7 protein-coding genes are annotated in these 15,707 nt (G+C 51.1%); 2 read left to right on the forward strand and 5 right to left on the reverse strand.

Translation table 11 applies throughout. The features are described from left to right. The first annotated feature begins 292 nt into the window (after positions 1-292). Complete coding sequence (locus NV375_RS05590) at positions 293-3,781, forward strand: hybrid sensor histidine kinase/response regulator (protein WP_126771267.1); 3,489 nt, start codon at positions 293-295, stop codon at positions 3,779-3,781. Here NV375_RS05590 and NV375_RS05595 read toward each other — a convergent pair. The 4 genes from NV375_RS05595 to acs all read right to left on the reverse strand — a co-directional run bounded on the left by NV375_RS05595 (position 3,770) and on the right by acs (position 11,366). Continuing rightward, positions 3,770-4,201 (reverse strand): hypothetical protein, encoded by a 432-nt coding sequence (locus NV375_RS05595; RefSeq protein ID WP_126771269.1) that lies wholly within the window; start codon positions 4,199-4,201, stop codon positions 3,770-3,772. The two genes, NV375_RS05590 and NV375_RS05595, sit on opposite strands and share 12 nt — an antisense overlap. After that, the gene (locus NV375_RS05600; RefSeq protein ID WP_258807253.1) at positions 4,198-8,439 is read right to left on the reverse strand and encodes a S8 family serine peptidase; all 4,242 of its coding nucleotides are present in this window, start codon (positions 8,437-8,439) and stop codon (positions 4,198-4,200) included. Before NV375_RS05600 ends, NV375_RS05595 begins: the two co-directional genes overlap by 4 nt. Before the next feature lie 120 nt (positions 8,440-8,559). Beyond that, positions 8,560-9,207, reverse strand: coding sequence for a response regulator transcription factor (locus NV375_RS05605; protein WP_126771273.1), 648 nt, complete (start codon positions 9,205-9,207; stop codon positions 8,560-8,562). 215 nt (positions 9,208-9,422) lie between these two features. After that, positions 9,423-11,366: an acetate--CoA ligase gene (gene acs / locus NV375_RS05610; protein ID WP_258807254.1), complete on the reverse strand. Its 1,944-nt coding sequence runs from the start codon at positions 11,364-11,366 to the stop codon at positions 9,423-9,425. A 270-nt stretch (positions 11,367-11,636) separates the two neighbouring features. Here acs and NV375_RS05615 point away from each other — a divergent pair, with 270 nt between their 5' ends. Beyond that, positions 11,637-12,797 (forward strand): DcaP family trimeric outer membrane transporter, encoded by a 1,161-nt coding sequence (locus NV375_RS05615; protein WP_126771277.1) that lies wholly within the window; start codon positions 11,637-11,639, stop codon positions 12,795-12,797. Positions 12,798-12,902: 105 nt separating this feature from the next. Here the strand turns inward: NV375_RS05615 and NV375_RS05620 are convergent, their stop codons facing one another. After that, positions 12,903-15,635, reverse strand: a complete 2,733-nt coding sequence (locus NV375_RS05620) for a bifunctional diguanylate cyclase/phosphodiesterase (RefSeq protein WP_258807255.1) — start codon at positions 15,633-15,635, stop codon at positions 12,903-12,905. Positions 15,636-15,707: the final 72 nt, after the last annotated feature.

Genomic DNA, 15,707 nt, shown 5'->3' on the forward strand with positions numbered 1-15,707 from the left:
TATAGAGCTATTAACTAGAGACAAAATGTCGGATAAATGCGTTAAAAAGCATTAAATTTTTATGCGTCGCTATTAAAGGATCGGTGTAAATACGAAGAGAGAATAGTTATCGAGCAAAGCTTTATTAACATTTCGTAACAAAATCGGTAGCTAACACCAGTTCAAATCCTTTAAGTTGTATATTTTTTAACCAAGACATTTTCTTCAGACGCTCCACCAAAGTCGAGCTTGACCCCAGGTCACTCCTCAAGCTAACTTCGATAAGTTCGAATCCACGCTTTTGGAAGCCACAATGACCCTAGTCCTAATTTTCGCCGCACTTGCCTATATCGCAACACTATTCGGCGTCGCCCACTACGGCGATAAACCGGGTACATGGGCAAATCGACTGAGTTATCGTCCGTCGGTTTATAGTATGTCATTGGCCATTTACTGTACTTCGTGGACGTATTACGGTGCGGTAGGTAACGCTGCCAGTTTTGGCTGGGCTTACCTACCAATTTTGTTAGGCCCGTTTTTACTATTTCTGATTGGTCTCCCGCTCATCGAAAAGCTAGTATCGGTCAGTAAACAACAGAACATCACCTCGATTGCGGACTTTATTGCCAGTCGCTACGGCAAGCGCCAACGCCTTGCCCTATTCGTCACCTTAATTGCTGCGTTAGCGACCATTCCGTATATCGCCTTGCAACTCAAAGCGGTGGGAATGACGTTTTTGGTGCTTACCGAAAACACCACAGCGCTTACAGAATTCTCCATCAATGAGCTGGCTGCTGCCGCGCTTATGGCAGTTTTCGCCATGCTGTTCGGCACGCGCCACATTGAAGTCACCGAGTATCGCAATGGGATGATCCTCGCGATTGCTTTTGAGTCAGCGGTTAAATTGGTTGCGCTACTTGCAGCGGCTTGGTTCGCTTGGTCGCTCTTTGCCGACGTCTCGCCTGTCAGTATGTGGGAGCAAATCAGTCGCCCCGAGCGCCCAGAATGGTCATGGCAAGCCGTCGGTGAGTTTGATTTTATCGTGCAAACACTGATGGCAGCTGGGGTTATATTGTGTCTGCCGCGGCAATTCCACGTTACCGTTGTGGATAACGTCAACGTCGACCATCTGCGTACCGCGCGATGGGGCTTTCCGCTCTATCTTGCACTCATTGCCGCAGCCATAGTGCCCATCGCGTTAAGCGGTAATTTGTTTTTGGGTAACGGCGTTGACGGCTCAACCTACGCTTTGCAGTTACCCTTGCTGCACGATCAGACTTGGCTCGCAGTTTTTATCTTTATTGGTGGTTTTTCGGCTGCCACCGCAATGGTGATTATTGCCTCAGTAACGCTCAGCACGATGGTCACCAATGACGTCATCATGCCGCTAATTCTACAGCGCGGCCAACGCTTCCCGTTTGCCACTCCAGAAAGCCGCAAGACCTCAGAAGTACAATCTTTTCAAGGGCGACTACTGCTGATTCGTCGGATTGCCATTGGCGTGATCCTATTACTCTCCTATTTATGCTATTACCTGTGGGCGGCTAACACAGGCCTCGTCAGCATAGGTTTGTTAGCCTTTTCCGTCGTTTTACAATTGCTGCCCGCTATCCTTGGCGGCCTCTATTGGCGACGCGGGCATGCGCGCGGTGTTTATATTGGTCTTGGTGTCGGTCTGATGGCGTGGTTATTCAGTGTCGCCTTGCCTATGTACCTGCCACACGAGATCAACGATACCAGCATCATCACCCAAGGTACGGTCATCAGCTTGTTACTCAACACCGCCGCGTACGTGGTGTTTTCCTATGTTGCCCAACCACGCCTGGTCGATCGCATCCAAGCAACCGCTTTCGTGATGCCGCGTAACGCGGTGCAAGAACACACCATAGGCCGGCATCACCAAGCCACCAATGGTGACATGTTACTGCTACTAAAAACCTTTGTCGGCGAAGAACGTACGCGCCAATTGCTTGCGTATTTCAATGATGCCCAACAAGCATTCATCGATGACAGTAATAAAGAGGATGTCGCCCGCCGCGAATTCATCGACTACGTTGAACGCGCGCTCACCGGAGTGCTCGGGGCAGCAACCGCGCGCTCGTTGATTGAAGCAGCCCTACGTGACCGCCGACTCCACCTTGAAGAAGTCGTGCACTTCTTCGACGACACGACACAGGCCCTGCAAACCCAGCAGTCCATTTTATTCAGTTCACTCGAAAACTTAGCGCAAGGCATTAGCGTGGTCGATGCCGAGTTGCGCTTAGTGGCGTGGAATAAACGTTACCTTGATCTCTTTGACTACCCCGAAGGCATGGTCAAACCGGGACAGCCTATAGCAACACTTATTCGCTATAACGCCGAACGCGGTGAGTGTGGACCCGGTGAAATTGATGAGCTGGTCAGTAAGCGTTTGAACTACATGCAAATGGGCTCACCACACCGTTTTATTCGTCGGCGTGGCGATGGCCGAGTCATTGAAATGGTCGGCAACCCGCTGCCCAATGGTGGCTTCGTCACCAGTTTTACCGACATTACCGAGCACGTTGAGACGGCCCAAGCCCTCGAAGAGGCCAATATTGACCTTGAGCAACGCATGAATACTCGGCAACGTAAAATTCGTGAGATCAATAATGAGCTCACCGAAGAGATTGAACGTCGTCGCAAAGTCGAGGTGGAGCTCAAACAAGCCAAACAGGAAGCCGAAGAGGCGAATGCATCCAAAACCCGCTTTTTGGCGCTGGCGAGTCATGACATTCTGCAGCCCCTTAATGCCGCACGGTTGTATTTATCGGCAATGGACGAGAGCAACCTGAGTTCCCACAACCAACAACTGAGCAGCAAGCTCGATACCGCATTGGCCTCGACAGAACACCTACTTAGTACCTTATTGCAAATTGCGAAAATGGACCAAGGCGCACTACAACCGAGTTTTCGGCATGTACAACTGAGCTCGGTGTTGCAACCGCTGATCCATGAATATACCGTGCTTGCGCAGCAACGCGGAATTGAGCTGCGCAGCCATTGGCGCGATGCTGTTATCTACACGGACCCAACGTACCTACGGCGGATTATCCAAAACTTTCTTTCCAATGCCATCAAGTACAACCGCGATCATGGCAAAGTGTTGCTAAGTGTGCGGCAACGGGGCGAGCACCTACAAATGGCGGTGTGGGATACCGGGCCCGGAATTACCAGTCAACAGCGCCATCGAATCTTTGATGCCTTTTACCGCGGCCAGAACACTCGCGTTGAAGGCGTGGGCCTCGGGCTTAGCGTTGCCAAACGTATGAGTGAGCAACTGCACTGTGAACTTAAACTTAGCAGTGTTGAAGGACGTGGAAGTTGTTTTATGGTGACCGTGCCGAAAGGTGCCGAAGCACAGGTTTATCAGCCGCAGGCTGAGCAAGAACACGGCACTCCAAGCGATCATCTGACCTTGGTGTGCGTCGACGATGACCCCGAAAACCTCAGTGCCTTGCGCGCCTTGCTGGAAAAATGGGGCTGCACGGTCGAAACCTTTACCAGTAGCACAACTGCTTTGCAGTATGCGAGCACGCACAGCGCACCCGATGGTGTCTTGTTAGACTACCAACTTGGCGATGATGAACATGATGGACTCACACTGGTGCAGGCGCTGCGCGAGTTTTGGGGCGAGACATTAACCGGCGCACTGGTCACTGCGATGCGTGACGACCACGTGCGTCAACAGGCACGCCAACAGCAGTTACTTTTTATCGCCAAGCCGGTCAAGCCTGCGCAACTCAAAGCCCTGCTGCGGCACTTACAAAAACTAGCGGTCTGATGCATGCACCGCAACACAGCGACCACCTTGCAAGGTAACCACTGGGCGAGGGAGCACTTCACAGGTGCCCATGATGCCAAACTCTTGTTGATAAGCTTGCTGTAACTCACGATGCTCATTAATGAGCTTCGTTAAAACCTCTGCATCCACCGTCGACGTCGAGTAACCCAAGTAGTAGTCGGGGCCACCACAAGGACGGTGGCCGACCTCTGCTAAACGACATTGTTTGGCGTCTTCGGCGTACGCCATTCCTACCATTGAGCGGATCTGTTGGTCCATCTCAGTGATCTGATTTTGCATCTGCTGTTGATCTTGCAGCGCAATTTCTGGTTCCGCCACCGTCTCTTGTTGGGGTGGCTGGCACCCCATCACGAGCAGCGATAGCCCCATCACGCCAAAGGTTTGCCATACCGTGTTCATACTTCGACTCCCTTACGACGGCGCACGAACGCCAACCCAGAAGCAGCTAATGCGAGCCACCACGAGAAGCTCCCTGAGCTCTCAGTATCTGGATCTGGGATATTTCCTGACGACGGTGAAACAACAACATTCACCGTAGCGGTGTCCTCAAACTCACCATCACTAGCGGTTAACTCAAAGCCGAGAGTTGAGATACTGCTAACGATCGGCGCAGTAAAGCTTACCTCTTCACCTTCTGAGGCCGATAACGTGACATTAATCCCCGAGGTTTGACGCCACGTATAAGTTAAGGTATCCCCGTCTGGGTCGGTGCTTTCCGTAGCACTTAGCACGACGCTACCACTACTTTCTACGTCAGATGGTGTTGCGCGAGCAAAGGCTGTTGGTGCCTGATTTGCGCCACGCAAATCTACAGTGATAGAGGCCTCGCTACTACTCAAGCCATCCGATACCGTTAAACCGAAGGTAACGCTGGCGGCTGTTTCCAATTCCGGTACCACAAAGCTCGCTTGGGCACTGTCTGCGTCAATTAACTCAACCACTGGACCGTCGGTTTGCTCCCAGTTGAAGCTAAGCACATCCCCCTCAGCGTCGGTCGAGGCACTGGCATCCAGCACAACCGTCGCAGCGGTTGCTTGTGCGCCATCAACTTCCGTAATCAAGATGCTTGGTGCGGTATTCACAACCTGCACGCTTACCATACCAAGGGTAGTTTCTTGACCCGCTTCATCCACGCCGCGATAGGTGAAACTATCATCGCCAACGAAACCTGCATTAGGCGTATACTCAAGGTTATTATTGCTGAGCACGGTTACGGTACCATTGCTCGGCGCCGCAACCACTTCTGCAGTCACCGCACCCGTGGCGCTAATTTCTTGCGGTAATACCGCGTTATAGCTCTGCGCCGCGTTGGCAACCGTCACTAAGGTCAGCAGTTCACGGCCTGGCGCCGCAAAGGTTTCACTTAAGTCGATCGCCGTAGGTCGCTCCCATGCGGTCGACACAGCGCGATCTGGCGCATCAGCGATGGTGTCCACCTGCATGTCAAAAGCAATTTCGACTGCGGCACGTTCGCCTCTTAGTAACCGCGGTTGTAGTACATCACCGGCACTCGGATACTGCCCTGAACCTTCAAAGTAGTGCTGCACACCAACCACACCAAGAGCATCTGCTGCCGTCTCGGCACCAATCGTCAGATCGTCAGGCGCCGCTACCGGAATATCAATGTAGTTGAAGTAAACATTGTCCGTACCCAACTCGGCCCAAAACGCAAAGCTGTAGCGATCACCACCGACGTCGTCGTATTTACGGACGCTCTCAAATTCAATAGCCAAATAACTTACGTCATTCGTGTCGGTTAATACCGCGTAATTTATTTGGCCACCACCGGCCTCTGGGCCCATCTCGAGATCAGTCCAGAACGGCGCCCAAAATGCATTTGGTTGGTCAACATCTGGAATCGCACGATTTGTAGCAGTGCTCCCAAAGCCACTGGTATTATCGCCAGCACCAATGATGCCGTTGGTTGAAATGACCACCGAGTCATAGCGCACACCATCGAGATACAGGCCCCCGTTAGAACTGATATCAAAGGTAAAAAGAGTGTCATCACAACCATCTGCACAAACATTGTTGGGCACCGAACCACTCAGCTCTTCAATGGTTGCCCCAGCAAAGAACTCATTATTGGCGTTGTTCACCTCAGCTACGTCAGCTTGGTCGGTTTGTTGACCACGCCACACAATGGTATCGCCCTCAAGCCCCGAACTGGTAGTCGTCGAGCGGACACTTGTAACATCAATAGATGCTTCGTCTGCACTCGCACCTGCGGGCAACTGCACCGTCAACTCGACTTCACTTGAGCTAGTGCCCAGTGCCCCGCGAGCGTTAACGCTAATAGGCTCACCTACAGCAACGGTGCCAGCGGTATGCGCGACGCTCACAATAGCTTCGTTATCAGAAGAGCGAGCATAAATGGCAATCGGTAAGCGCATATCTGGATGATTGTCTGAGCTACTTAGTAACAACTCGCCGAAATGCCAGCCTTCCTCGGCATAGCGTGAATCAACTTCGATCGCCATGCTCAGCGACTCACCACTGTCGAGTGCAATTAAACTTTCCGACAAAGTCGCCGTAACGTCCGGATTCGCAAAGATAACTGATGCATTAAAGCTGACAGCGGCATTACCAATATTGGTGAACGTACGGTCGAACGTACAACCAATCGCACAGCCGTTGTTCGCGAGTGACGGTTGATCAACCACGACATTGGTTGCGGCTGCATTTGCCACATTTAGACGACCCGTACCACGGTCAAATGGCGTTGTCTCAGAGACCAAATCATGACTGCGTAAACCACTTTCCGTTGAGGTCATCAGCAATGATTTCAATTGTTCTGGAGTCAAGTCAGGACGTTGTTCAAGCAGTAAGGCGGCGGCACCCGCAACATGCGGTGAAGCCATCGACGTGCCTGACTTCAAACCGTAGGTATTATCGGGTACTGGCGCAATAATTGAACTTCCTGGCGCCGCGAGGTCAGGCTTCAAAAACGTTGAGTCGCCATTCGGCCCACGGCTACTAAAGCTTGACATGGCATCAACCAAATTCTCATCGATCCGCAGAGCCGGTGCGTTAATCGTTGCCGTATCGCCACTTTGCCATTCTTGTACGATAGCCACGCCGGCATCTTGCGTAATCGATACCGATGGTAACGTGGCTTCACCCATATTCATGGTCACGGTACCTGGTTCGTTGTTGTAGACGATCATCGCCACCGCACCAGCCGCTTGTACATTGTCAGCTTTGACACTGAAGTTACATGAGCCGCGCTGAACCAAAACGATTTGCTGCGCAAACTCGCCGCTGGCAAAACTTGAACACGCCAAGCTATCACCGGCATTGCCGGCAAGTGCTAACGAACCACTAATCGGATCGGTAATCGTAAAGTTACCAACACCAATAATCGCATCGAGGCCACTAAATGGACCAGCATCCACGGTAAGGCTAATCGCTCCACCATGTTGACTACTCGCAACACTCAAGCCATCTTCAATACAGGCTGGGCAACCAACGGTGCGCTCGCCTGGACCATCGTTACCAGCTGCTGTTACGGTTAACACCCCCGCTTCTTTAGCTGCGGTAAATGCCGCGCTGTATGGGCTATCTGCTGGATCTCCACCAGGGCCACTACCCCATGAGTTATTGATGATATCGGCGCCATCGGCCACCGCATCTTCCAGCGCTGGCAACAGCATCGAGGTACTACCTGAGCCTTGTCCTTCTGGGTCGCTAAACAGCGCCTTGTACACCATCAAGTGAGCGCCTGGGGCAACACCGGTAATATTCACACTGGCACCATTCAAGGTCACCGTCGTCGGATTTGCCGCTGCTGTACCAGCCACATGCGTACCATGACCGTTGTAATCCGCGGGGGATTCGACTTCATCAGGATGAATCTCGCCAGTTGGCTCATACCAACGGGCAACAATGATTTTGTCATTACAGAACGTTGGCGTAGTGGTGCAATAATCGTCCTTGGTAGGGCGTGCCACCGGCGGATGACCATTATCAGCAAAGGAAGGATGGTCTTGGTCGATACCGCCATCAATAATAGCAATCTTTACGCCACGGCCCGCGTCAGCTTGCCCACCAAGCTGACTCCACACCGCCGGAGCATTAATGAGATCCATTGAGGTCGCTGTCGTGGCGTAAAAACGTTCATCTTCATAAACCCGCTTCACCCCAGGAACTTGCGCTAATTGCGCGCGCATGGCCGCGGCATCTGCAACTTTCCCTGGAAGTTCAACCACCAAACCATTAAAGGTTAGTGTTAAATGATGCTTGGCTTCAAGATTACCAACGCGGGCTTTGAGGTTGCGTAAAACCTCGTTTTGCTTGCTCAGCAAATGCGCTTGGTAAGTCTGCACAGGGGCCGATGCGAGCTGTAACTTTGCTGTTCCTGTGGCTACTGGGCTGGTCGGTTCGAAGCCCGCTAAACCACCTTTATACACTGCTGCGGCTGGATCGTGCAGCTCGACAATAAAGCGCGTCACATCATAACTGCGTACCATTTTGCGCGCCAACTCATCGCCCTTTTCGGGCTGATGTTGTTGAATAAGTTGTGGTGTCTGCACTGGTGTTTGCTGGACTTGTTGCGCAGCCACACCAGTCACCGTAAGCGACGACAAAACTGCCAACGCTGCCGCCGAAGGCCGCAAAATGAAGCCGTTAGTACTCATGGTCATCCTTCCTACATCAATGTGATCATTATTATTAGGACTAAGTTATCACGAAAAAATTCGATCAGGTACGGGATTTGTGTAAAGAATGTTACAGGAATTTACAATAGCGTGAGGCGCCTAGCTCACTGGCGCTTCAAGTTGTAAACGTTCAGCCAGCAAGACCGCCTGCGTGCGGCTGTAGACACCGAGCTTACGGAAAATCGCCGTAATATGCGCTTTTACCGTGGCTTCGGTAATATTGAGTTGGTAGGCAATTTGTTTGTTCAGTAAACCTTCGTGCAATAGATAAAGCACCCGATATTGCTGCGGTGTGAGATCAGCGACTTTGCGCGCCAATTCTTGATCTTCATCGCTAATACGATCAAGGCGACCACGAACCTCAGCAGGAACCCAAGTATCACCTTGTAAAATGGCATCAATTGCCTCGGCAATTTGTGCCGAAGGTAATGACTTAGGAATGAAGCCTAAAGCACCAAAGCCGATACACTTGGCGACCACGCTGGCCTCTTCCGAACCAGAAATCACTGCAACGGGTAGTAAAGGAAAGTCTTCACGAATACGAATCAAACCGTAGAGATCGCCACTACCCGGCATGTGCAAATCGAGCAGCAACAAATCAAGGTCGTCGTCATCGTTGAGTGCGGCTAAAGTTGCGTCAAGATCGCCCGCCTCACGCAATTCCAGATTGCCATAATGATTCGCGAGCGCGCCTTGCAACGCCTCGCGAAATAACGGGTGATCATCAGCAATTAAGAATTTAGCCATAGTATGTAGCCCGTAGTTCTACTACGGGCCAAATCTCCCACATCGAAGATAGTGATTTAATTCAAGTTACCCCGCAGTAGAACTGCGGGCTACGACTCCACATCAACGGTAGCGATTCAAATCAAGTTACCCCGCAGTAGAACTGCGGGCTACGACTCTACATCAACGATAGCGATTCAAATCAAGTTACCCCGCAGTAGAACTGCGGGCTACCGTTATTTATTCAAACGATTATCAATCAGGGAATCTACCACACTTGGATCGGCGAGCGTAGAAGTATCGCCAAGGTTTTCGAACTCATTGGCGGCAATCTTGCGCAGGATCCGACGCATGATTTTACCCGAGCGCGTTTTCGGCAAGTCCGGTGCCCAGTGAATGAAGTCTGGCGTCGCAATCGGACTCAGCTCTTTACGCACCCAGTCCCGTACTTCTTTGGTCAAATCATCGCTGACTTCTGTGCCCGACATCGCAATCAAGTACACATAGATACCCTGCCCTTTCAGGTCATGCGGATACCCCACTACGGCAGCCTCAGAAATCGCCGGATGTTCGACCAGCACACTTTCTATTTCTGCCGTACCCAAGCGGTGACCCGAAACGTTCAAGACGTCGTCCACGCGACCGGTAATCCAATAATAACCGTCTTCGTCGCGACGCGCGCCGTCACCAGAAAAATACAGGTTCTTGTACGCAGAGAAGTAAGTCTGTTCAAAGCGCTCGTGGTCACCCCATAACGTGCGAGACTGCCCCGGCCAAGAATCTTTAATCACCAAATTACCATCAACTGCGGCCTCTAGCTCATTACCGTCAGCATCAACTAATGCGGGCTGAACCCCAAAGAATGGGCGCGTCGCAGAGCCAGGTTTCAAATCGGTTGCGCCTGGCAACGGCGTAATCATGATCCCACCAGTTTCGGTTTGCCACCACGTATCGACAATCGGACAACGACTGTCACCCATGACTTTGTGGTACCACTCCCACGCTTCTGGATTAATCGGTTCCCCGACGGAACCTAGCGTGCGCAGCGACTCACGCGAGCTTGTATCCGCGGCAGCAGTGCCTTTCGCCATCAGTGCGCGAATCGCGGTTGGCGCGGTGTAGAGAATATTTACACTGTGTTTGTCGACAACCTCACCAATACGGCCGACGCTTGGATAGGTTGGTAATCCTTCAAACACCAGCGTCGTTGCACCATTCGCCAACGGCCCATAAACGATGTACGTATGCCCAGTGATCCAGCCTACATCTGCTGCACACCAATAAACGTCGTCTTCATGGTAATCAAATACATATTCGTGCGTCATCGACGCCCACACCATGTAACCACCGGTCGTGTGCAAGACCCCCTTCGGCTTACCCGTCGAGCCAGAGGTGTACAAAATAAATAGTGGATCTTCGGCATTCATTACTTCTGGCTGGCATTCAGTGGCCACATCTTTCACCAACTGATCCCACCATACGTCGCGACTGTCGTCGAAACCCACATCGCCATGGGTGACTTTGGCAACCACGACATGTTCAACGGTTGGACACCGGTTATCTTTCAGCGCTTCATCAACGTTTGCTTTCAAAGGGGTGGTTTTACCACCACGGCGACCTTCATCGGCAGTAATGACAACCTTCACGCCACAGTCATTCACACGGTCAGCAATCGCATTCGGTGAAAAGCCACCGAAAATAACCGTATGTACGGCGCCAATCCGCGCACAAGCCAACATTGCGTAAGCAGCTTCCGGTACCATCGGCATATATATTGCAACGCGATCACCTTTCTCGACACCCAACTTTTTAAGGCCATTGGCAAAACGAGACACTTCCGCATGCAGCTGCTTGTAACTAATTTCTTCACTAACCGACGGGTCATCGCCTTCCCAAATGATCGCCGTTTTGTCACCACGTTCAGCTAAGTGCCGATCGACGCAGTTATAGCAAGCATTCAAAGTGCCGTCTTCAAACCATTTTATGGTGATATCGCCCGGCGCAAAGCTGGTATTTTTGACCTTGCTGTAAGGGCTAAACCAATCGATACGCTGCCCTTGCTCACGCCAAAAGCCTTCAGGTTCTTCAACACTTTGTTGATACATCTGAAGGTAACGATCGTTATCAATGTGTGCTCGGTTCTTCGCTTCGGCCGGCACTTTGTATATGTTCTGCTGCATAAAACCTCCTAAAGCCTGTAACTGCATTGTTCGCTGTCTAGGTAGCCCGTGGTTCTACCACGGGGCCATCTCATTTAACGTACATGGTCAAACCTTCCGGTGTGACCCGTGGTGGAACCACGGGTTACGAACAACGAATAACGCATTTTTGTTTTGCTATACCTTCAGTTATTGGGCCGCGTTCGACCATTAGACCATAGTCTAGATTGATTATTTGCCCCAACCATTCGATGCTTTTCTGCGCAACTGCAAACAACAAGGAGCATCGCAATGCTGCCAAAAACATTAACAAAATCGCTGATTGCCAGTGCCGTACTGGGCGGAATCGCCATGACACCGGCCCATGCTGCTGACCCTGAGTGGAGTTTCAGCGGCTACATTAAACTTGATGCCTTTATGTCAGATTATCAAGATGGCACCGCACCATCTAGTGGCTTTATTGGTCGACAATTCTACATCCCCAGCACCACACCTGTGGGCGGTAATGGAGACGACGTCGTCACCGACGTGCATGCACGGCAATCCCGTTTCTTCTTCGATGTTAGCCAAGAGTTGGACAACGGTGAAACCGTAAAAGCCCGTATCGAACTCGATTTTATGACGGTACCCGTCGGTGACGAACGTATCACCAACTCCTATGCACCGCGATTGCGCCAAGCCTATTTCACCTACGGCAATTGGTTGGTGGGACAAGCTTGGTCAAACTTTCAGAATCTCAGTATCTTACCTGAATCAGTTGATTTCATTGGTGCGACCGACGGTATTATCTTTGCCCGTCAACCGCAAATTCGCTACACCCAAGGCGGATTTAGCGTCTCGGCCGAAAACCCCGAAACCACAGTCACACCATTTGGTGGCGGTGGACGCATTACGTCGAGTGATGGGGTAATGCCTGATCTGACTGCTAAGTATGTCGGTAAAGCCGGTGATTTGTCATACAGCATTGCCGGCTTAGTGCGCCAGCTTGCCCATGACGTTGATGGCGACGGTAGCGACGAAACTGCATCAGGCTACGGTATCTCGGTAGGTGCAAAATGGCAGCTTGGGAAAAACGACATCCGAGCCTCGTTTCAAACCGGATCAGGATTTGGTCGCTATTTAGGTTTAAATACCTTCAACGCTGCCGTAGTTGATGCCAATGGTGACCTCGAAACGATTGATTCTTCGGGTATTACCTTTGCGTACCGACACGTATGGAGTGAGAAAGCGCGTTCCAACTTTGTTTACAGCCGAGGCTGGGCCGACAATGATACGGCTTTGACCGGCGTGAACGGCACTGAATACACCCAACGTATCGGCGCCAATTACATGTACTCCCCAGCTAAAAACCTGACCTTTGGGGCTGAAGTCTCGCGCGCTACTCGTGAAACCGAAGCGGGTGTCGATGGCGACATGACGCGCTTGCAATTCATGGCCATGTACAGCTTTTAAAACGGTAGCCCGTGGTTCTACCACGGGTTCAATCTGACGTTTGACCATGTCCGTGGAATTCGAGGCCCCCGTGGTAGAACCACGGGTTACCACGAGCAACAGTTTTTAAAGGTTTTTTAAAGGCATTGGGCGGCCGAAGTAGTAGCCCTGCAGGTAGTTACACCCCAGTTCGGTCACAAATTCGGCCTGCTGGGGTGTTTCAATTCCCTCAGCTAACACTGCAAAATCAAGACTTTGTGCAATTTTTATCACACTCTCGATCAACACCCGATCACCTTTGTGATGGCGAATTCCGGCAATAAAGCTGCGATCGATCTTAACCACATCAAGCGGCAAACGCTTCAGATAACTTAAGCTCGAGAAGCCCGTGCCGAAGTCGTCAAGCGCAATACTCAAGCCATGTTTGCGTAGCGTCTGTAAGCGTTCAATCGCGTATTGGCTGCCCTCAAGTAGGATACTTTCGGTCAGCTCAAGCTCAATCCATGTACCACGACAGCCGGTTTCAGCCAAAGTGTTAAGCACAAAATCGACAAAGTTAGCGCGATTAAAGTGTAATGCCGAAATATTCACCGACATCCGCAGTTTAGGCTCGCGCTCTTGCAGCTTAACGGCGTCCTCGCAGGCACGTTTAAAGACCCACTCACTCAACGGAATGATCTGCCCAGTCATTTCCGCTACCGGAATAAAGTCATCAGGCGCAATTAAGCTGCCGTCGCTTTGAGGCCAGCGAATTAACGCCTCGACTTGTATTGTTTGTTGATCATTACTGCGGACAATCGGCTGGTAATGTAACTCCAACTCGTTGTTATCTATCGCTTCTTGCAAATTACTACGCATTGCCGACGTGGTAAGCAAGCGCTTAGCCATGTTCGGTTCATACTCTAGTACGTAGTTGTAGCCGAGTTTTTTCGCTTGGTGCATTGCCATATCAGCCCGTTGGATGAGCTCCAATGGCGTACTTACGTCTGGTGTCTGATGGGCGACGCCAATGGTTGCCGTGAGATAAACTTTGTTGTCACCCACACGATAGGGCTGAGCCACTAAATTCATGATGTCTTGCGCCAAACTCTTTACCCGCTCAGGGAAAGCCGTGGCCCCGTCGAGCACTAAAATAAACTCATCACTCGCAAAGCGCGCTAATTCACTCCGCCGCGGTTGTTCACTTTGCAGACGCTCAGCCAATTGGTTCAGAATTTCGTCGCCGACATGCAAACCAAGACCATCGTTAATGAGCGTAAACCCATCGAGGTCGATAAACAGCACCGTGACATCTTTGGTTTCGTAAAACTTTGAGCCGATATACTGCTCAATACTCGCGCGATTCCACAGACCAGTAAGTGCATCATGGTGGGCTTGATAGAATAACTGTCGGCCTTGTACTTCTAACGAGACATTTCGCTCCACTGCAAGCACCACAAGCAACACTAAGCCAATGCCGCCAACGATAATGAGCATCTGTAAGTTGGAAGTTTCTTGCAAGGTGTCGAGACGATACAGATAGGCTTCGGTGGGGACACCAGAGCTGTAATACATCGATAATTCGCTGTCATACAGCTTAATAGCCTTGTCGCGCAGATACCTTGCCGTCGGCTCAGTAACCCAAAAGCCAGCGCGATCCATCCACCGCCCAGGCCTTACTAACGTGTACGTTTCAATATCGCTGTCGACCGTATTTAGCATAGCAATGCCCAGCATTGCTCGGACATCGAGCACGGCCAGCACCGAGTAAATCCCCGTATCAGGCATGCCCTCAGGGTCGACAAAATCCACCGGAACACGGACGACAAGCTTCGCAGTAAGATCCTTGACCGCGAATTCAGGAACAAGAATTTCCGTCTTAGAAACGTTGCGTTCCAAGCCATCCATTATCACCTTGTCGCTCATTACGGCTTCAAAATAACTCATCCTCGACGGCTTAAGACGCTCAAAGACTACGGTTTTGTCAGGTGCAACAAGGAATAACGCATCCAAATAATCGACATCTTTCAAATAAGTTACGATGTCGACTTCCATAAGCTCTGAGTGGTCCTGCAACGGATAGGTTTCCCAGCGCTGGCCTAACCGTTCAAACAGTTCAATGATGCTCTCCCCCATCGCCGTCCGACTTTGCCGGAGTTGCTGTACCGCACGTTCGCCGTCAGAGCGTAACTCAGTCATTTGCGTGTGGAACATGCCCACGCCGAAAACCATCACAGTGAGCACAGCTAAGGTGGTAAAATTGGCCGAGGTTGGCGACAAACGGGGCAAGCTACGGCGACCGCGATAATGGGTCGCGTAAACAGCAACACCGGCAAGAATTGCGGCCACACAGACGACCAAACTGCCGGTTGGGTGCTTCGCTAATAGCGGCGCCTTCAAAAACAAATGCATCAACAAGAACGCAAAGCCGATACCCGCAAAGGCTAAGCTATAGCCCGCATTGGCTTGCAAAAACAGTTGCTGCCAGGGGTTACGTTGCGAAGCTTCGGGAAAAATCGGTAAGAGTCCGATCGCAAGCGGGGCAAAACTAAGGTAAGCAAACCAAGGAATTTGAGCGTCGAAAGCGTCAAAAAAGCTTCCTGTCCAGCCATCGATAATGCCCACTAAACAGAGTACTGCGAAGCCTGATGATAGCCGCTGTGCCTGCTTGTTTTGCCGGAAGTAGCTACGCAGCAATACTGCTGTGCCTATGCTCACCATCATGACTTGAAAAGACGAGCTAATAGAGTGATAAAGCAGTTGTTGCGACGGTTCTAAAAGACGATAACTAAGGATCAGCACCCCTGCGAAGAATAACGCAGTGGCCGCTACCAGTTGGAGGACAGCTCTAGCCTGTATATCAGTATTTATTATTTTCATCGGCCAGTGTGAAACTTTTAGTTAACGATACTAACTCATATAAACACAAAATTATTCGCTTGAATAGCCAAT

This window comes from Pseudidiomarina sp. CB1, assembly GCF_024752025.1.
Taxonomy (GTDB): domain Bacteria; phylum Pseudomonadota; class Gammaproteobacteria; order Enterobacterales; family Alteromonadaceae; genus Pseudidiomarina.

Bases quoted from the DNA above. Each gene is read 5' to 3' on its own strand.
- acs (WP_258807254.1), bottom strand. From the start codon at position 11,366: ATGCAGCAGAACATATACAAAGTGCCGGCCGAAGCGAAGAACCGAGCA.
- NV375_RS05615 (WP_126771277.1), top strand. From the start codon at position 11,637: ATGCTGCCAAAAACATTAACAAAATCGCTGATTGCCAGTGCCGTACTG.
- NV375_RS05600 (WP_258807253.1), bottom strand. From the start codon at position 8,439: ATGAGTACTAACGGCTTCATTTTGCGGCCTTCGGCGGCAGCGTTGGCA.
- NV375_RS05605 (WP_126771273.1), bottom strand. From the start codon at position 9,207: ATGGCTAAATTCTTAATTGCTGATGATCACCCGTTATTTCGCGAGGCG.
- NV375_RS05620 (WP_258807255.1), bottom strand. From the start codon at position 15,635: ATGAAAATAATAAATACTGATATACAGGCTAGAGCTGTCCTCCAACTG.
- NV375_RS05590 (WP_126771267.1), top strand. From the start codon at position 293: ATGACCCTAGTCCTAATTTTCGCCGCACTTGCCTATATCGCAACACTA.
- NV375_RS05595 (WP_126771269.1), bottom strand. From the start codon at position 4,201: ATGAACACGGTATGGCAAACCTTTGGCGTGATGGGGCTATCGCTGCTC.